16 protein-coding genes are annotated in these 17,813 nt (G+C 34.3%); 7 read left to right on the forward strand and 9 right to left on the reverse strand.

Going from position 1 to position 17,813, the window contains the following annotated elements:
• Positions 1-180: 180 nt before the first annotated feature.
• The 3 genes from ACP6PK_RS28110 to ACP6PK_RS28120 all read right to left on the reverse strand — a co-directional run bounded on the left by ACP6PK_RS28110 (position 181) and on the right by ACP6PK_RS28120 (position 4,300).
• Complete coding sequence (locus ACP6PK_RS28110; protein ID WP_426564652.1) at positions 181-1,230, reverse strand: homogentisate phytyltransferase; 1,050 nt, start codon at positions 1,228-1,230, stop codon at positions 181-183.
• A 657-nt stretch (positions 1,231-1,887) separates the two neighbouring features.
• The gene (locus tag ACP6PK_RS28115) at positions 1,888-2,586 is read right to left on the reverse strand and encodes a potassium channel family protein (protein WP_094673594.1); all 699 of its coding nucleotides are present in this window, start codon (positions 2,584-2,586) and stop codon (positions 1,888-1,890) included.
• 382 nt (positions 2,587-2,968) lie between these two features.
• On the reverse strand, positions 2,969-4,300 hold the full coding sequence (locus ACP6PK_RS28120) for a TrkH family potassium uptake protein (RefSeq protein WP_094673593.1): 1,332 nt from the start codon (positions 4,298-4,300) through the stop codon (positions 2,969-2,971).
• Positions 4,301-5,303: 1,003 nt separating this feature from the next.
• On the opposite strand from ACP6PK_RS28120, the gene ACP6PK_RS28125 reads away from it, so the two are divergent.
• The 5 genes from ACP6PK_RS28125 to ACP6PK_RS28145 all read left to right on the forward strand — a co-directional run bounded on the left by ACP6PK_RS28125 (position 5,304) and on the right by ACP6PK_RS28145 (position 8,924).
• Positions 5,304-6,170, forward strand: a complete 867-nt coding sequence (locus ACP6PK_RS28125; protein WP_426564655.1) for a methyltransferase domain-containing protein — start codon at positions 5,304-5,306, stop codon at positions 6,168-6,170.
• A 170-nt stretch (positions 6,171-6,340) separates the two neighbouring features.
• Positions 6,341-6,538 (forward strand): hypothetical protein, encoded by a 198-nt coding sequence (locus ACP6PK_RS28130; RefSeq protein WP_094677453.1) that lies wholly within the window; start codon positions 6,341-6,343, stop codon positions 6,536-6,538.
• 558 nt (positions 6,539-7,096) lie between these two features.
• A complete protein-coding gene (locus ACP6PK_RS28135) occupies positions 7,097-7,570 on the forward strand; it encodes a Tic20 family protein (protein WP_426564657.1) in 474 nt (157 codons plus the stop codon).
• Between the two features lie 117 nt (positions 7,571-7,687).
• On the forward strand, positions 7,688-8,041 hold the full coding sequence (gene rpsF / locus ACP6PK_RS28140; protein WP_094677457.1) for a 30S ribosomal protein S6: 354 nt from the start codon (positions 7,688-7,690) through the stop codon (positions 8,039-8,041).
• Between the two features lie 325 nt (positions 8,042-8,366).
• On the forward strand, positions 8,367-8,924 hold the full coding sequence (locus ACP6PK_RS28145) for an Npun_F5560 family protein (RefSeq protein ID WP_426564660.1): 558 nt from the start codon (positions 8,367-8,369) through the stop codon (positions 8,922-8,924).
• Between the two features lie 393 nt (positions 8,925-9,317).
• Here ACP6PK_RS28145 and ACP6PK_RS28150 read toward each other — a convergent pair whose 3' ends face one another.
• Positions 9,318-9,647, reverse strand: coding sequence for an STAS domain-containing protein (locus tag ACP6PK_RS28150; protein ID WP_094677459.1), 330 nt, complete (start codon positions 9,645-9,647; stop codon positions 9,318-9,320).
• 323 nt (positions 9,648-9,970) lie between these two features.
• On the opposite strand from ACP6PK_RS28150, the gene ACP6PK_RS28155 reads away from it, so the two are divergent.
• On the forward strand, positions 9,971-10,603 hold the full coding sequence (locus ACP6PK_RS28155; protein WP_426564662.1) for a DedA family protein: 633 nt from the start codon (positions 9,971-9,973) through the stop codon (positions 10,601-10,603).
• A gap of 196 nt (positions 10,604-10,799) precedes the next feature.
• Here the strand turns inward: ACP6PK_RS28155 and ACP6PK_RS28160 are convergent, their stop codons facing one another.
• The 3 genes from ACP6PK_RS28160 to ACP6PK_RS28170 form a co-directional block, all read right to left on the reverse strand.
• Complete coding sequence (locus ACP6PK_RS28160; RefSeq protein ID WP_426564664.1) at positions 10,800-11,912, reverse strand: saccharopine dehydrogenase family protein; 1,113 nt, start codon at positions 11,910-11,912, stop codon at positions 10,800-10,802.
• Between the two features lie 149 nt (positions 11,913-12,061).
• The gene (locus tag ACP6PK_RS28165) at positions 12,062-13,078 is read right to left on the reverse strand and encodes an alpha/beta fold hydrolase domain-containing protein (RefSeq protein ID WP_094677465.1); all 1,017 of its coding nucleotides are present in this window, start codon (positions 13,076-13,078) and stop codon (positions 12,062-12,064) included.
• On the reverse strand, positions 13,075-13,680 hold the full coding sequence (locus ACP6PK_RS28170; RefSeq protein WP_094677467.1) for a class I SAM-dependent DNA methyltransferase: 606 nt from the start codon (positions 13,678-13,680) through the stop codon (positions 13,075-13,077). Before ACP6PK_RS28170 ends, ACP6PK_RS28165 begins: the two co-directional genes overlap by 4 nt.
• 635 nt (positions 13,681-14,315) lie before the next feature.
• Here ACP6PK_RS28170 and ACP6PK_RS28175 point away from each other — a divergent pair.
• Positions 14,316-14,453 carry a photosystem II reaction center protein K gene (locus ACP6PK_RS28175; RefSeq protein ID WP_094677471.1) on the forward strand — a complete coding sequence of 46 codons (138 nt, stop codon included), beginning with the start codon at positions 14,316-14,318 and terminating at the stop codon, positions 14,451-14,453.
• Positions 14,454-15,316: 863 nt separating this feature from the next.
• Here ACP6PK_RS28175 and ACP6PK_RS28180 read toward each other — a convergent pair.
• On the reverse strand, positions 15,317-15,874 hold the full coding sequence (locus ACP6PK_RS28180; RefSeq protein ID WP_426564666.1) for a glutathione S-transferase family protein: 558 nt from the start codon (positions 15,872-15,874) through the stop codon (positions 15,317-15,319).
• 382 nt (positions 15,875-16,256) lie between these two features.
• The gene (locus ACP6PK_RS28185; protein WP_094677475.1) at positions 16,257-16,721 is read right to left on the reverse strand and encodes a hypothetical protein; all 465 of its coding nucleotides are present in this window, start codon (positions 16,719-16,721) and stop codon (positions 16,257-16,259) included.
• Positions 16,722-17,813 lie beyond the last annotated feature (1,092 nt).

A 17,813-nucleotide genomic window follows, 5' to 3' on the forward strand; every position in this document is an offset into this window, starting at 1 on the left:
TTTTAGATTTTAGATAAACTGTCTGGATGGCGATAGTGCTAGGCACCGCTAGGCGTTTTCCTGCAGAATGCTGCGCAAACATGTCGCGAAGCGAAACGCCTAATACCATTTCTCAATGAAATTCCACTTACAGAAATTTCCGAAGTTATGACAAGATTATAAATTTTCTTACTTTATAACTTAAAAAAGACAAGCCATAGGAAAAACTAGATATTCTAGGAAAAATAGTTTCCAAATAAATTGATAAAAATCAGCGATCGCCTTTTTATCTTGCAGGTCTACTTTTTGACTACGCCACCACATTATCCCCAAAGCAAATAAATGAGTTATTAGCAAAAAAATCAGATTAATATTTGCCGACCAAGCTACACCAAAAATAATCATACCGATATAGCAAATTGTTAATACCCACCTTGCCAAATTAAAGACAGCAAATACTCCCAATTTAATCGTAAATGTATTGATATTATATTGACGGTCTCCTTCAATATCTGGAATATCTTTAAAAATAGCAATAGCAAAAGTAAATACTATCACAAACAAAGTTAGCGCCCAGACTGTCGGAGGAATTTCTGGAATTATCAAGCTTTTTTTGAGGAGAATTATGTCACCTACATCTCCCATCCATTTATTTAAACTTCCTGAGACTTCATCACATTTTTCCCATCCCCAAACAAAGCTTAAAAATATACCTAAATTAACAATTACTCCCCGCACAATAAAAATACATAGTGCTGCCAAAACAGGAAATCTTTTTAATCGGATAGGAGGTAAAGAATAAGCTGTACCAATTGCCAAACTTATCCCCACTGTACCCAATAAAAACGGTCCGCCAATCAGAGCCAAACTTAAACCCAAAACACCCATTATTACCACAATTATTTGACCAGAAAACAGAGAAAATTCACCAGCAGCTATAGGCAGATAAGGTTTATTAATTTTATCTATTTCCACATCCTCTAACTGATTCAATCCTACAATATAAACATTTCCACATAGACAACTTATCCAAGTTACTAATAACAGAATTAAACTGTATATAAAAGAAGATTGATTAAAAAAGTTAGAGGGATCGCCTATAGCAATTAGATATAAAGCCAGCACACTTAATGTTGTACCAATAATTGTATGTGGACGAGCAAACTTCCAAAAACTATATAGCCACGGCACATATTTTTGTACCAAATTAGTTGTAAATTTTGCCTCTTGATAACCAGAAAATTCTCCCATAATTACCTTAAATTATTTTTCTTTAAAATCATTATTTAAACAAGAAGATAATAATCATAAAGTTGACTAAATATCTTCACCTAAATCATCTCTATTTGTCGTAAAAAATCGGAGTAGCAAGTTAGCTAAAGACTGACTTATTCCTCCTTCCGTCCTTCCTTATTCCTTTTTCATGCTTCTTTCCTCCTGATTTAAAAAAGAAGAGAAACATCAGAAATTTGACTAAATATCTTAACTGAAATCATCTCTATTTGTCGGAAAACAATCGCAGTAGCAAGTCAGCTAAAGAGTTATACAAATTCCCATGTATTAATGCTATACTTAGACAAAACTTCAGTTATTAAGTAATTAAACATTATGTAATTACTTTTTTGTTAGTTTCAGGAAATTTAGCATTAATTATTGTTGTTTTACTTCTCCCGTACGGACGTTGCATGCAACGTCCCTACACTCCCCAACTCCCCTACTTCAATCAAATGTAGAAAAGTTTTTGAGAAATGATATTACTTCTTCCTTCTTCCTGATTTAAACAAGAAGAGAAGAATCAGAGAGTTGACTAAATATCTTAACCTAAATCATCTCTATTTGTCGGAAAACAATCAGAGTAGCAAGTCAGCTAAATACTTACTTATTTCTGCTTCCTTGGTTCCTTCTTGCTTACTTTGGCAAACGATTAATATCTTCATTAGAACCCAGCACAATTATTACTGTTCCTTTTTGTAAAATTGTAGTTGGCTTGGGATTAATTGTAAATTTTTCACTCTGAGTGCCAACTGCCAATAAATTTAAACCATATTTATTCCGTATTTCTAAATCAGCAATAGTTTTACCATCAAATTTATCAGGTACAATAATTTCTACGATACTATGGTCTGGGTCGATGTCAAATTTCTCAATTATTCTAGGTTTAGTTAGTAATCTTGCTAATTCCAAACCCATTTCTCTTTCAGGAAAAACCACATAATCTGCTCCAACTTTTTCTAACAGTTTCTTATGAGTTTTAGAAGAAGCTTTAGCTACCACAAACTTTACCCCTGCTTCTTTGAGATTAAGAGTAGTAGTAATACTTTCCGCCAAATAATTACCAATTGCGACAATTACTGTATCAAAGTCTAAAATACCAACCTGTTTAATCGCATTAATTTCTGTTGAATCTAATCTAAAAGCATGATAAGAAATTTTATCGCTTAGAGCTTGATTTACCATTTTTTCTTCTCTATCAATAGCTAATACTTCATAACCTAAATTGTGTAATGTTTCACAAACAGCTCTACCAAATCTGCCTAAACCAATTACAGCAAATTTTTTATTTTCCGGACGCAAATTTTGCCAAAAATTCCAAGATGATAATTTCACTAAAAATTCAGCGTTATATTTGATTGAATAGCCAAGACAACGCTGCCTCCAAATATCTATTTTAAAGTAAGCATTCAACTATGAGTCATTAACTCATTATTAGACCAAACTAAGAATTATTCTCCTTGGAGAATGAAAAGTTACTAAATATTTGCTTGATTCTTTTAAAAGCTTTTTGCGTAGCATTCCGCAAGAAATCCAACCTAACTGAATACTGACATTTTTAGATTCTACCAATCAAATAAAAGTTTTGAACAACTGTTTCAATTCTCTGGTTGAAAATGTAGTAAAAGTTAAGCGAATTTTTGTTTCATTGATTAAAAAGCTGATAGCTGTTTGCGGAGCATTCCGTAGGAAATACTAATAGCTGAATGCTTAAAGATTATACAAATAAATTTTCCTCTGGATATTCAACTACACTAAGCTTTTTTTCAGCAAAAACAGTTGAAACCAATAATAATACACCTACCCTACCTATATACATTGTTGCAATTAAGACTAATTGCCCAGGAATTGTAAAATTAGAAGTAACACCTTTAGATAAACCCACTGTAGCAAAAGCAGATACAACCTCAAAGAAAATCTGAGTTAATTCTAATTGTTTGTCAGTAAATACAATTACAGTAGTAGCAACAGCCACCAATAAAGTTGATGCAAAAACTATACCAATAGCTTTAATAATAACTATTATTGGAATTTTACGTTGATAACATAACACTTCATCCCTACCTTCTAGAGCTGCTTTTGTACTATTAAATAATATTCTAAAAGTTGTAGTTTTAATTCCTCCTCCAGTGCTACCCGGACTAGCACCAATAAACATTAAAGCAATTGTGATAAATAAACCAGCATCAGTCAAATTGCCAATATCAATAGTGTTAAAACCTGCAGTTCTAATAGTCACAGATTGAAACCAAGCAGCAATTAATTTTTCCCCTAAGTTTAAACTTTCTAGAGTATTAGGATTATGAAATTCGGCAATAAAAAAAGCAATTAAACCAACTATTAATAGAAAAATAGTAGTATTAGTCACCACTTTAAAGTGTAGAGAAAAACTGTGACAGGTTTGTGTTCCTTGCCAACGTTTTTTCAGCCATAAAAACATTTCCATAATAACTTGATACCCCAATCCACCAAATATAATTAAACCAGTAATTACAAAATTTAGTAGTGGAGAATTGACATATTGAACAAACCCATTTGAATACAAACTAAAACCAGCATTGTTAAAAGCATTAACGCTATGAAAAATAGAATACCAACAACCTTCTTGAAAGCCATAAATTGGCACAAAAACTAATAGTAATAACAAAATCCCAGTTAATTCAAAAACAATTGTTGTTGCTAAAATTGACTTAATTAAACCCTCTACACCTGCTAATTCAACCTGTTCCAAAGATTGCTGAAGAGCTACTTTTTCTCTCAGACTAAATTTACGACCTAGCAACAACAAAAGAATAGTTGTAGCAGTCATATAACCAAAAGCTCCAATTTGAACTAATAATAATAGGAAAAACTGCCCCCAAAATGAATAATATTCTCCCACATTCACGACTGACAGTCCAGTTACACAAACAGCAGAAGTTGCTGTGAATAAAGCAGTTACAGGATGACCCCAATTCCCATTACTCATGGAGATAGGTAACATGAGTAATATAGTTCCAATAGTAATGACAATAATAAAACCTTGGCAAATAGTTCGAGCTACAGTCATTGCAATTTTTTAGTATGTATATTTATATTTTTGGTTAGTTGTTCAAGGAAAAATAACTAATATAGCAATTCCGATAATGGGTAAGCATTCAGCTATTAGCTCTCAGCTTTCAGCAATAATACCTTGCAAGGAAAATGAATATAGAGTTAACTTTTAGACTTTTTTTGTAGTAAGTTGAATTCTGGCTGAATTAGCTCCCTGAAGCAAATGGTCTAAATAAAGCTTTTATTCCACTCCTGCGGAGGAGCCTTGCTGTTAACGCAGTTCCTCCGCAGGAGGCTTGCTGACGGCTGAATGCTTACCATAATGGTGAGGTACAAAATTTTAGGTTTGAGGGAACAGGGAACAAAAAGACAAAAATACAACTGTACCTCATAACTTTGGGAAACGCTATACCAATTTTTGCTCAAAAATGACACAAATAATTATCTAAAATGTAAGTATTCAACCGTCCGCTATCAGTTATTAACTCATTATCTTATCAGGAGGAATTAGTCTCCAAGGAGAATTAAAAGTCCGACACGAAAAATGTTATCAGCCAACCTTAGTAAGTTATTACCTTCAAAAGCTGAATGCTAATAGCTAAATGCTTACTCTAAAATGAGAATTTATTACACATTTCAGCTAAAACAAAATCACTTTGAATTTTTGATATTTGTACTGATATTTTTACTCAAAATATAATAAGTCTAATAAAATCAACATAACTTATTCAGACGAAGCCAGAAATCCAGTTTTTTGAGTAGATTTCTATTTTTAAAACCAAGAATTTCTCGTATAAATTTGGTTTCTTTGCGTAATACCATTTCTGTATCAATTTACAGCTAAAAACCTCGCTCTTAAAAGTGAGGTTTAAATAAACAGGAGCTATCTAGGACAATAAGATTTGATAGACAATATATTAGGAAAATTCTTACAAAGAAATGGTATAAAGTTCAACTCATAAATTTAGAACCTTAATTAATCTATAATTATGACTATTAACTGATAACTGATAACTGAAATGACCTCAACCCTAATTGAAAAAATTCAACAATTCTATGATGCTTCCTCTAGTCTGTGGGAAGAAGCATGGGGCGAACATATGCACCACGGCTACTATGGGCCAGATGGTAAACAGAAAAAAAACAGGCGACAAGCTCAAATAGATATGATTGAGGAACTACTGCACTGGGGAGCCACAAATGAACCATCAAGTTTGTGGCCTCCCGCTTCGATCCTTGATGTAGGTTGTGGCATTGGTGGTAGTACACTCTACTTAGCCGAAAAATTTAATGCCACTGCTACTGGCATTACCCTTTCTCCTGTCCAGGCTAAAAGAGCTAAGGAACGCGCAGAGTCAGCCAACTTAACTCAACAGACTAATTTTATAGTGGCAGATGCCTTAGATATGCCATTTGCTGATGAGTCTTATGACTTGGTTTGGTCTCTCGAAAGTGGAGAACATATGCCCAATAAACAGAAATTTTTGCAAGAATGCCATCGAGTATTGAAGCCTGGTGGAAAAATAATTATGGCTACTTGGTGTCATCGTTCAGTAGATAGCTCTGATGGACAACTTACCGATGATGAACGGAGACACTTAGCTGATATTTATCGGGTTTATGCTTTACCTTACGTTATTTCTTTGCCAGAGTATCAAGCGATCGCCCAAAATATAGGTTTTCAAGATATCTGTACTGCCGACTGGTCAACTGCCGCTGCTCCTTTCTGGGATGTAGTGATTGAATCAGCTTTTGACCCTAAAGTTCTTCTTAGTTTACTCTTTAGTGGTTGGACAACAATTCAAGCTGCTCTTTCCCTAGAGTTAATGAGTCGTGGATATGAAAGAGGCTTAATTAAATTTGGTCTTTTGTGTGGGAATAAGTAATTAACTGGCACTAATCTTGATTTTAAGTCAGTAGAAATTAATACAAATTTTTATAAATTTTGACTCTAGGATATTTGATAAATATTAAATTCTGTAGCAATTTGGTCTTATATACTATAATTTTAGCTTAAAATATAAACACCAGATGGGATATCCCTGGAGGTGTAATTATGTTAGTTATCTTAATGGAAAATCAACTTGTCGATCCTCAGCGAGTTTGTCAAGGTTGTTTATTAGCTAGTCACAGTGGTCAACCCCGTTGGAAAGGTGGTCAACTACGTTGTGGTCATCCAGTTCCTAAGTTAGCAGATACTCAACCAGATCAGTATGAGTGTGAAATGGGTTTTCGTATTGCCAGTATAGAATAATTACTTTTTATTTGAGCGATTAAAATTTGGAGTTGTTTTTCAGAGTGGCAAATATAATTTTCATAAATTAGATAGACATTTATCCAAATTTAGCTATCATTTTGTTCTCAAGCATTACCCTTTTAGAGCAACTTCTACTATCAAATACAAAGTCTCAACAAAAAGTACCAAACCTTTAAGTTATACTCCCCATTAGGGATAATAAATAAAGATGTTTGAATACTGATTAGTGGGGATATATATGCCAGTTGAAAATACTGCGAAAAACTAAGCCAGGAAAATTAACAAAGTAGTACTATTAAATAAGATCAAAAAATTATTAATAAATAGTATGGTCGGGCATCCAAAAACAGAGGCTAACCACCTAAATGACTTAGTAAAACCCTGTCTGTGACTGAATTTTGCTAGATTATGAGTTTAGTTAAGCACTCTGAAAGAATTAGTAATATCTATACCAGAGTCTTGGAGAATCAATTGAGTTGATAGATTGTAATATGTCAATGCGCTATCCTGAATTTATATGTGTTTATATCTCACTAAATTCAGGAGGATTTGACAATGAATTGGCGCGGTTCCACAACAGTTCAAGACCGAATTTTTGCGTGTTTACCTTACCTCTTACCCTTACTAGACGGATTAGTTTATGGAAGATACTTATTTCAACAGTTTCCTCCTCTACAACTAATCTTAATTCCTCTTACACCTTTGTTACAAATTTACCGAGGTATACCTTTCTTTGGCTTAATAGTTTTCTTTGCTCTGTTTTTACTGGTAGTGAGAAATAATAATATATCTCACTTTATTCGTTTTAATACGATGCAGGCAATTCTTTTGGACATTGTTTTAATTTTGTGTGGTCTGATTCTATCAATACTAGGACAGACTTTAGGAGGATTTATTCTGGAAACTCTTTCTAATATGATATTCCTAGGAATTTTAGGCTCATTTATCTATGCAGTCGTTCAGTCATCAATGGGGCGTTATGCAGAAATACCCACTATTTCTGATGCTGTTTATATGCAAGTCCGCTAAAGATTTTTAAAATTAGCACTAGGATATTTAGCAAAAATTTTGTATTATATAAGATCCTTGCTTCTTCTGATTCTAAATTTTAGTAGAAGCCATGTTGTCCAAAAGGAGATTTTTTCTATGAGACCATTCATGTACGAAACAATGTATATCCTGCGTCCCGATCTGAGTGAAGAACAAGTAGAGCAGGCAATTACAAAATATAAAGATATGTTGCAGGAACAGGGAGCTTATGAGCTAGAAGTTCAACATCGTGGTAAACGTCGTTTAGCTTATGAAATAAACGATCATCGGGAAGGTACATATATCCAGATGAACTACCAAGGTCCCCCTACTCAAATAGCAGTATTGGAAAGGGCAATGCGTTTAAGTGAAGAAGTTATTCGTTACTTAACGATTAAACAAGAAATACCCAAAATTACCAAAACAGATGCTCAAAATCAACCAGAACCAGTAGTAGCGTCCGCAGAATAGTAAAATCTTAGAGATTAAGTAATATCTTCAGGTTTAAGAGTTTTTGCTTAACTCAAAAATTCAGGGTAAAAGCATCTTATTTTGAACTGTTCACTGGGCTTAGATGTGATAATTTTAATATTTATACTTATCAGATACTATCAACCTTAATTACAAATAGTTCCAGAATTTAGATGTGTTTGCCCAACTCAAAAATTTAAGTAATATCGGGAATTACTGGGTATAAATCCCCACTTCCCGTAATTTATAATTATATTAGTTGTAGAGGCTATAGTATTTTTTAAATATATCAACGAACTACTGAATAATTAGGAACCAAACTAAAGTGAACCAAATGCAAAAGTTAAATTCACAACAACTTCAAGGTGAAGTGTCTCGTCTTAACGAAGAATTACAAATGCGAGACCAATTAATTCAACAATTGTCTCAAGAACTTTTTCGCTTAGTTAAGGGAAATACAAGTATCGTACCAACACCTACTGTTCCTGAAGGTTACCAGTCTCAAATGCAAAGTTTAAAGGAACAGCTCAATGAAGTTGAACAACAAGTAACTTTTTATCAAGAACAAATTTCTGAAAGAGATGCAGAAATATATACTTTACGTCATTCTGTACAAGAATTAACAGACCGCTCCCAAATGTTAGAACAAGTCGTACAAGAACTACCAGAAGTGTATCGTCAGAAATTTTCCGAGCGACTTGCAGAAGTGTTGGAAAAAGTTGAAATGTTGCAGAAAGAAAACCGTCAACTTCATGCAGAGCTACAAAGTGTTAGTTATCGTCTAGCAGTTAGAAACCGTCGAGCTAATGGTCTTGACTTACCTGCTTTGGGTTCTGGTCAATCTGGTTCTTCTGTGGAAATGCCCACATTTGGCAATGCATGATTTATAAGTATTCAGCTGTTAGCTATCAGCTTATCAGCCATAATTTATTAACTCATTATCATACCGAAAGAGGAATTAGTCTCCAAGAAAAATTAAAAGTTATGGATGAAATTGCTCATCAGCTAACCTTAGTAAATTATTAGGTTCAAAATCTGAATGGGAGCTAACTGAATGATTATCTTGATTTTAGCAAATATGCTTTGAGATTTATCCCAAATTTTCTCATAGCCATAAGTATAAACTTCTGCGTTAAAAATAGTATTTTGACAATTTTAAGTTTCTAGGAAATACAAATACTTATGAATTTATAATTCTAAAATCAGCTCAATTGCTATTAAAATTAGCATCTGAGCCGATTATCTAATGAATAATTAACTAAACTGTTACTAATTTTCAATCAAAGTCAGAAAAAACTTCATCAAGATTATTGAAAATTTGAAAAACTCTATCTAATTGAGTAATCTCAAAAGTTAGCTTAACTGTGGGATTTAGGTTACAAATTACTAAACTATAACCATGGTCACGAGCTGTTTTTAAACCAATAACTAATGCACTTAAACCAGAACTATCTATAAACTCTACATTTGCCATATCAATAATCCAAAGATTTGCTTCTTTTTCTATAAGAGATAAAAATTGCTCCTTTATCGCATTTGCTCCAACCAAGTCTAAGCGGTGGTGGGGAGTTAAAATAATATGTTTTTTGATATCAACAGTTTTCATTATGTATCACCATTAATTAAAAATAAGAAGTTTAGTTTTTTAGTTTACTGTAAAGAAAAGGTAAAATGGAAAATAATTTTTGTAGTGCCACTACTCGGAAGTCAAAGCTAAAACTTTTAAAGATAAAAAGTATTAATTGGTAAGACTTTGAGGTTTATTCAACTGATAGGTTATTTGCTCCCTATTAATATAGAATTGCTATATCTCTTACTTATATCAGGATGATTTAAGTAACAAATAAGTTCCCTTGATGTTTAGCTGCCTCAGGCTAAAATATAAAAAAATGATAAATTTTATTAAGTAAGCTTAAAGGTTAGCGTAAAATGTCACTAGAATTTGTATCATTAGAAACAATTCAGTTCATAGCCCATAAATATGGTTATTTAGCAGTTTTCTTAGGAATAGCCTTAGAAAATGCAGGTATTCCCTTACCTGGAGAAACTATAACACTTGTAGGTGGGTTTCTTGCTGGTAGTGGAGAGCTAATGTATTGGTATGTTTTGGGTTGTGCAATTATGGGAGCTATATTTGGCGATAGTTGTGGATATTTGATCGGCAAATATGGTGGTTGGCCATTTATGTTGCGGTTAGGTAAAATATTTCGGATTCAAGAAACAAAACTGATGGATGTAAAAAATCAGTTCAGTAAGAATGCAGCTAAAGCAGTATTTTTTGGTAGGTTTGTTACTTTATTGCGGATTTTTGCTGGACCATTAGCTGGAATTGCTCAAATGCCTTACTGGAAATTTTTATTATGTAATTTTGCTGGAGCAACTATTTGGGCATTGACAATGGTCAGTTTATCCTTTTTTGTCGGACAAGTTGTACCTCTAGAAAAATTAGTAAGTTGGGTGGCACAATTTGGTATAGTTGCTTTAACTTTAGTATTTGCTTGGATTTTGATTCCTATTAGTTTAGAGTCTCTGAAGAAAGGTAATCAAAATACAGGTTTATAAATGTAAGATTGAATCAGGTAAATAAAAGGACTATTAAACTTACTAAAATTGTCTAGATACTTTCCTTAAAGTTTTCATCCTTATAATACATCCCGTCTGATTTGAGAGTTGAACGTGGGGTTGGGTAGAATTCTATGTTCACAAATCAAACAGGATTTCTTTATGCTTTATAAAGGTCAAAATTTATAGAGCAAAATTAAATCCCAGGATTGACTATATTTCTACCTTTATCGGTATAGTAAGAACCAAAACGATTTGCGAGGAAGCTATCTAGACTAATATCCTCTTGTTTGAGGAAACCACTGTGGGAAATTTCTCTGTTCAGATACATATCCAAAATAGCACAAAGAGAGGCAGAAGTTGCAAGCTGGATGGAACTCCAAGTTTCTCCATACAAATTTAGGGGGTAAATCTTGCGGACATCGCTAATTTGTTCAAGATAACCGTTTCTCCAGCCAGTTACAGTACAGAAGATAAGTACCACATCTTGCTTAGTGATAGGGATAGAATTTTCCAATATTTCTTGAAGGAGTTCCCGACGATCGCTCAAGCGCAATTCTTTGGTTAAAAATTTCATCAGATACTGATGACCTTGGTAACGCACAGTCTTGTAGTTGAGAGTACGCACCTGGCCTTCAAGAGTTTCGCAGAGAGTCCCCAAGCCACCAGAAGTATTAAATGCTTCGTAACTTATCCCATCTAGGGAGAAATGCTCCACCTCTTCCAAGGGTATTGCCTCTATTTTACGACCGTTATGAATAGTCTCACAAGGATTACAGTATTCGTTAATCAGACCTTTCGTAGACCAGGTGAGCTTGTACATCATCATATTAGAGGGATTTTGGGGCAGGGCACCGACACGCATTTTTACTTCGTCAACCTTGTCAAAACCACTATACAGGTGATGAGCAAGGATGCCGATAAAGCCAGGGGCAAGTCCACACTGGGGTGCAAAGACCAAATCACTAGGAGCTATTTCAGCAATAGAGCGAACTGCACTGGTAGTTGCCACATCTTCAGTCAGATCAAAATAACTAACTCCAGCTTTGGCAGCAGCACGGGCAATGATAGGATTGACCTCATAGGAGCAAGCAGAGACAACACAATCTTGGCCTTCTAGTTTTTTTGTCAGAGTAGCTTCATCAGTCACATCTATGACAAAAGTATTGACTGGCAAAGATTCAGTTAAGTTTTCTAAGGATCTAGAGTCTATATCACCAACAAGTACGGTATAATCCCCACTATAATGTAGGAATTTGGCGATCGCCGATCCAATTTTTCCAGACCCCAATATCGTAACATTGTGCATTATTTGAAGTAAATTCCGAACTTTAGTTTAAGTGCAAAGACTGTAATAGAAATCAAGCCTAGCAATAATAGCATATTAGTGTTGATCACCAACTTCAAGAAAAAACCTCATTTTTGCCTCTCAGGTTTTGGTGTAAAGTCGCGTATTGTTCAATCCTTATTCATCTGGTTCAAAATGAATTGGATCTGCAAATTAATTACCTCTCGATATGTATCTACAGATTTCCTATCCCAAAGATTATGCCCTGCATCAAGTATATGTAACGTACATTTTTCGTCATTTTCTGCAAATTCCTTCAGCTTATGGAGATACTGAGGAAACAAATTGAAGGGGTCGCCCAAACTAACCAGAGTTAGGATTGGAGATAGGGATGGTCTAGATGGATAATTAAAATTCGGTGTGAAAGTCTTGTAAGCTTCCCAACTACGATGATGTAAAGTGACACCTGGAGCATGGAGAAGGTCTGCTAAAACTTCAGCTTTCTCCTCCAAGTATTGAACAGTAAACTGAAATAGTTCTGGATCTGGATGTGGTGGATTAACTGCTATTGCTCCAGCCAAGTCATCATAATGTTGTGCATACAATATACCTGCTATACCACCTTGGCTACGTCCCGCAATAAAAACTGGGCGATCGGGATAAAGTCGTGACAATACTAGATGAACATGGCGAATCATTGTCATCAGACCATGCTCGCTGGCAAATTCAAATGGAGCATCAGAACCCATACCATTGAGTGGAAGATCAGTAGGAAAAGATGCCACACGGAATGTCTCACCATCGGGTAGTAATTCACTTAGTAAACTTTGGTTGCTCTTGCGCCCACGTCCCCGGTTCTTACTTTTTCGGCCATGAAAGGTGCCTGCAACATCACATAATGTCTCAGCAACAGAAAAGGTTGTTCCTGTACCAGGTAACAGGATTTTGATTGCACGATGAGTCTCATCAACTAACTTGTTTGGCTCTAAGATACCTGTGAAGGCCATCGGTAGATATAACTTAGTGAATGGAAGACTTTGTTTAGGTTCGTTTGTAGCACCCACTCGATGAACCAATTCTTTCCTCTCTTGAATCACTTTCATATCTAGCAATTCACGCCGACTTAGATTGGGAACTCTGGCCAGTTCTTCATTGACTTGTTCGAGTCTTTTCAATTCTGAGGTCATTTTTTCCGAATTTTGTACGCTAAAAGATAAATAGGGTCTTCATAAATCGGCATTACTTTGGAATCAACAAGAGTCCATTCTGGCTGGTCTAAGACTTCTTTAAGTTTAGGTAAGAAACTCTCCCGTGCCGTGAAAACCAATACACCTTCAGGCTCGATATTGTCTTGAAGTTTGTTTAGTTCTCCCGAACCAGCATGGCTTTCGGCAAATACTCCTGTAGCGATAATACCACTTGCCATCTTTAAGTTTCTAAATTTTTCATCACCTATAAAACAACAAACTAAAGATTTATATACGTCTTTTTCTGCAGCTTTGGCTAACATACCAGGTGATATATCAGTACCTATTATGTTTTCAAATCCCAATTGAGTTAATGCTATACCAACTAGACCTGTTCCTGCTCCAACATCAAGAATTGTGCCCTGTTTGTTGGGCATATATTTTGCTAGCATGGATGAAGCTGCTAAAGGTACTGGTTTCCATACTTCCCCAACATCTGTTTCATATATATCTGCCCATCGGTCATAGTTTTCGACTAATTCATCAAAATTTTGACTCGAACATATCCACTTCAACCACTCGTTTGGTTTTTGCTTAGACATTCTTTTCCTATTCGATATTCCATCAAATCAATGGTATTCATTCTAGCTTGATTAAATCCCAAGACTTTGTGTTATTCCTAGTTGGGGACTTACGTTTAAATAAAGTACCGAAATAGGGGTGGGCAAAACCCAGAGATAAACTAATTAGGGTTTGTTGAAAAAGTCTTTTTAGGGAGTAGGGGAGTAGGGAAGTAGGGGAGTAGGAAGTATTTTTTTTTGCCCAAGTCTATCCAAAATGCTAATTTTTTGAGCGTTTTCAACTGAAAACCTGGCAACTTTTTCGACCATAAAAAGGCTCAAACCTTTATATTTCAATACTTTAATATTTAATCAGCCAGCCCTAATTAAAAATCTCGAAAGAATATTTTGCTCACTGAGAAAGCTAGACACTGGTATATTATTTTTTTGCTAATCCCTTGGTAGAAATGCTCAAACATTATAGTTGGGTGTTAATTCACTACCTCAAGTTTTGAGATGTTTCTGTCCCTCAAAGATTCATTGCTGTATTTAGCAAGGCCAATATTTCCATTAGTTGAGATTTAGATTAGAAGAGATAAATTTTGATGCTAATTGCTCATGTTAAGATATACTAATATCATAAAATTTTTTTTGTGGAAAAAAGGTAGGTTAATGTTATGGAATTAGCAATGCTATTGGCAAAATTGCCAGAAGCTTACTCAGTTTTTGATCCGTTAGTTGATGTTTTACCAGTAATTCCTGTATTCTTCTTGTTGCTAGCTTTTGTATGGCAGGCAGCAGTAGGTTTCAGATAAAAAGCAAATCTCTAAATATGACTATTAGCTTCCATTCTAATTATTAGCAATATGCTGAAATCATCATTGGGAAGCTGATAGCTACTAAGTTTTTTCATCTAGAGATAAATTATTTCTCTAGATTTTTGATTTTGGTTTATTTTTGTTTTATTTCTAATGCTTACCTGAATACTTTTACAGTTAGCATTCAGAAATAAAAATGAATGACAAATTTGGCAATTCAGTTCAAACAATTCTTTCTTTTTAAATTTTAATATAGGCCGATAATTGCTATACTAATCCTCAATGATTGGCGAACAAAAAAACTGTAGGGGTTTGGTTTCCAAATCCCATTTTTGCTTTGGTTTGGAAACCAAACCCCTACAATACAATATTACAACCTATTTAGGATTACTATATAATTAGCAATTCTCCTCTTCCCCATATTTTTAATTTTCGCTCAGTATCTCAGTACTCCCTTAATTTGAAGCTAATAAATAATAACTCAAAACTGACTGCTGAATACTTACATAGTAAACATTCAGCTATTAGCTAGAAGTCAATATTCAGCTTTTCCTGGAAAATACTAAATGCTAATAGCTTTTGAAAGAATAAAACAACTACTAAGGTTAGATGAGAACCTTTTTCTTAATAAAGCAGTCAAAGCAAAGATTAAGACATTTCTAAATCCTGAAGTCCTTTGAAAGTTTACTATTCCCTATTCCCTATTCCCTATTCCCTAGCGCTATAACTTTAATTTTCCTTGGAAACTAATTCCTCCTGCCAAAATAATAAGTTAATAACTCATAGCTGTTAACGAAGTTCCTCCTACGGAGGCTAGCTGTTAGCTGATGTAGCTGATGGCTGAATGCTTAACTTAGATATTAAGAAGGATTAGCAATTGTCTTTTGAAAAGCAGGTCTTTCAGAAATTCGTTTAATATATTCCAAAACATTAGGATAGGAACTTAAATCCAACTTTAACATCATAGGAATATAAGCTAAAATCGAACCCACTGCTACATCTGCAACGTTAAATTCTTCACCCATTAAATAAGGTTGAGTCTCAAAAATTTTATTCAATGGAGTTAATAAACGGGGAGTTTCTTTTTCCCGACTTGCTTCTACAAAAATTCCTGGTCCGAGAGTAGCATTAGCAAACAATACCCACTGAAAAATTTCAGCTTTCTTTTCTAAAGAATCAGGCATTTTGCCATATTTTTCTGCAATATATAACAAAATAGCACCTGACTCCGAAAGCTTAAATTCTCCATCGACAATAGCAGGTACTTTTCCCATCGGATTAATCTCTAAAAAATCTGATTTGAGATGTTCTCCTGACTGCATATCAAGAGTAATAAATTCATAACTAGCTTCTATTTCTTCGAGATACCAATGAACAATTGATGCTCGACTACGAACACCACCATAAAGTTTTAGCACTATTAAATACCTAATCTTAGATAACTTCCATTAATTGATAATGGATAATGGATAATTACTGCAAGGAAAACCTTCAATAATGGATAATTGATAATTACCTCCCCCTAAAAGGAAGAGGATTGAATAAAAGGAAAATAAATTCATTGTTTCTCCTTGCTTATGAGAGGCTTTAAACCTTGATTTTTCGGTAACGGAATTGAATGTGAGAAAATATCCTAGCACTTTTTTTTCCCATAATAGAAGGCTTTATACCTTTATTTCTCGGTAATTTTTGGTACTTTTAAGATATAGAATTAACACAAATATTCAAATAATAGAGCATTTATCTAAAACTAAAAGCAAGAGCTAATAGCTGATAGATAACCGCTGAATAATTTGACGATTAAAGAACTTTGTGAGTATATTCATGTTGCTTCACATTGTCTTCTGAACTGACAATATTTTCTGCATTTAATATTCGCTTACGTTCTAGAGAATAGTTCAAATTATCACAACGACTTCCTAGAGGAACCAAAGATTTAACTTCAGGATGAATTTTATATGTGCGAGTAGCAGCGATCGCTCTCTCAGCAAAATTATCAGAGAATTGAGCTTCTGAAGGGAAATCTTGAGGTAATAAGGGTTTTTCTCCAGATAATACTTTACCCAAAGTTATTCCACAAGCCATTTCATAAGAAGTTGGTATGCCTTTTACTATAGCTTCGAGAGCTGCGGAGGGTATTGGTTCAACAACTTTTACTTGAGAGACTTCGCCATCTTCTTTGATAAAGCAAGTTGCTAGACCAATAACTAAATAGTCATCAGTAGATAAATCTGGAGCATTGGGATAAGCAGTGACAGTTGCCATAGGCTATTGTAATTTCTAGTTCTCGGATACTAAGTCTTATTTTACCAACTGAGGGAACTAAGTCCTCAAAAAAATTTCATCCTCAAAATTGAAATCCACAGCAATTTATGTCAAAATGAATCTTATTAAGTTATTGTGGGTAATGTTTTGACAAAAAATATCCATAGTAGATTATGTTGTTTAAAGCATAGTTCCTATACTAGCCGGGTTAATTTATCAATAAGGTTGAGCAACCATTGTTGATTTGCTAATATTTGTTCACATAAATTCATATACATTGATTTAGTTATACCGATTAGTTGCATAGATTGTGCTATAATCATGTGCAAACAGAGTAGTTTGTGGTGCAAAGCCAGGCCACTATGTAACCGCTATCCTGATAAGTCACCCCTAGCATGGTCAAGTAATTAAAACTTCTGCGACCGTCGATAACCAAGACGATGTAAGTAAAAAAAAAGCGTCTACAGGTTTTCTTGTAGACTTTGGGAGATACCCCCTCAGCAGGTTAATCTTGCTGTGCATTGTTAACAAATGTTAGTAAAATAGTATCGGACTATAGCAATCCTATTTTATTTGTGGCAAAAATCTTACCGCTTTTGAAGGAATAGGGAACAGGTGGAAGTTTCAACTCTTTTATTTACTTTTTAATTACCCGCAACCTATTTAGAATTGCGATTAGGACTACCAAAATATCTTAATTAGACCTCTCCGAAAAAGATATAGATTTTTTGCAGGGGTAGGGAACAGGGAACAAGTAAGATATTTTTACGAAAAAGGCAGGAAAAATGATTTTTTATGGTAACTTTTTCTTTCTTTAGCTAATATAACTAAAAGGTTTATTTATTTTCCGGAGATGACTATTACAGCGGTTTTCATTTCAGTAGACCACAGTAGGGACGTTGCATGCAACGTCCCTACGAGGTTATGGTTATGGCAAAGTGGTTCATCAATCTGAAAAGCGCTGTAATTCTAGATACCTATAATCTGTAGAAAAAGTTTTCTGATTAATATAAATAAGACATACGCAAATACCATGTATATAGTGTTCAAAACTATAACGTTATAGTTTTTTGACTCTATATGTAGTATCCC

It is taken from the genome of Dapis hubbardiae BLCC-M172, assembly GCF_050016015.1.
GTDB lineage: Bacteria > Cyanobacteriota > Cyanobacteriia > Cyanobacteriales > Microcoleaceae > Trichodesmium.

Excerpts from the sequence above, each read along its gene's own strand:
- ACP6PK_RS28110 (WP_426564652.1), bottom strand. The coding sequence starts at position 1,230 with ATGGGAGAATTTTCTGGTTATCAAGAGGCAAAATTTACAACTAATTTG.
- ACP6PK_RS28120 (WP_094673593.1), bottom strand. The coding sequence starts at position 4,300 with ATGACTGTAGCTCGAACTATTTGCCAAGGTTTTATTATTGTCATTACT.
- ACP6PK_RS28125 (WP_426564655.1), top strand. The coding sequence starts at position 5,304 with ATGACCTCAACCCTAATTGAAAAAATTCAACAATTCTATGATGCTTCC.
- ACP6PK_RS28130 (WP_094677453.1), top strand. The coding sequence starts at position 6,341 with ATGTTAGTTATCTTAATGGAAAATCAACTTGTCGATCCTCAGCGAGTT.
- ACP6PK_RS28135 (WP_426564657.1), top strand. The coding sequence starts at position 7,097 with ATGAATTGGCGCGGTTCCACAACAGTTCAAGACCGAATTTTTGCGTGT.
- rpsF (WP_094677457.1), top strand. The coding sequence starts at position 7,688 with ATGAGACCATTCATGTACGAAACAATGTATATCCTGCGTCCCGATCTG.
- ACP6PK_RS28150 (WP_094677459.1), bottom strand. The coding sequence starts at position 9,647 with ATGAAAACTGTTGATATCAAAAAACATATTATTTTAACTCCCCACCAC.
- ACP6PK_RS28155 (WP_426564662.1), top strand. The coding sequence starts at position 9,971 with ATGTCACTAGAATTTGTATCATTAGAAACAATTCAGTTCATAGCCCAT.
- ACP6PK_RS28160 (WP_426564664.1), bottom strand. The coding sequence starts at position 11,912 with ATGCACAATGTTACGATATTGGGGTCTGGAAAAATTGGATCGGCGATC.
- ACP6PK_RS28165 (WP_094677465.1), bottom strand. The coding sequence starts at position 13,078 with ATGACCTCAGAATTGAAAAGACTCGAACAAGTCAATGAAGAACTGGCC.
- ACP6PK_RS28170 (WP_094677467.1), bottom strand. The coding sequence starts at position 13,680 with ATGTCTAAGCAAAAACCAAACGAGTGGTTGAAGTGGATATGTTCGAGT.
- ACP6PK_RS28175 (WP_094677471.1), top strand. The coding sequence starts at position 14,316 with ATGGAATTAGCAATGCTATTGGCAAAATTGCCAGAAGCTTACTCAGTT.
- ACP6PK_RS28185 (WP_094677475.1), bottom strand. The coding sequence starts at position 16,721 with ATGGCAACTGTCACTGCTTATCCCAATGCTCCAGATTTATCTACTGAT.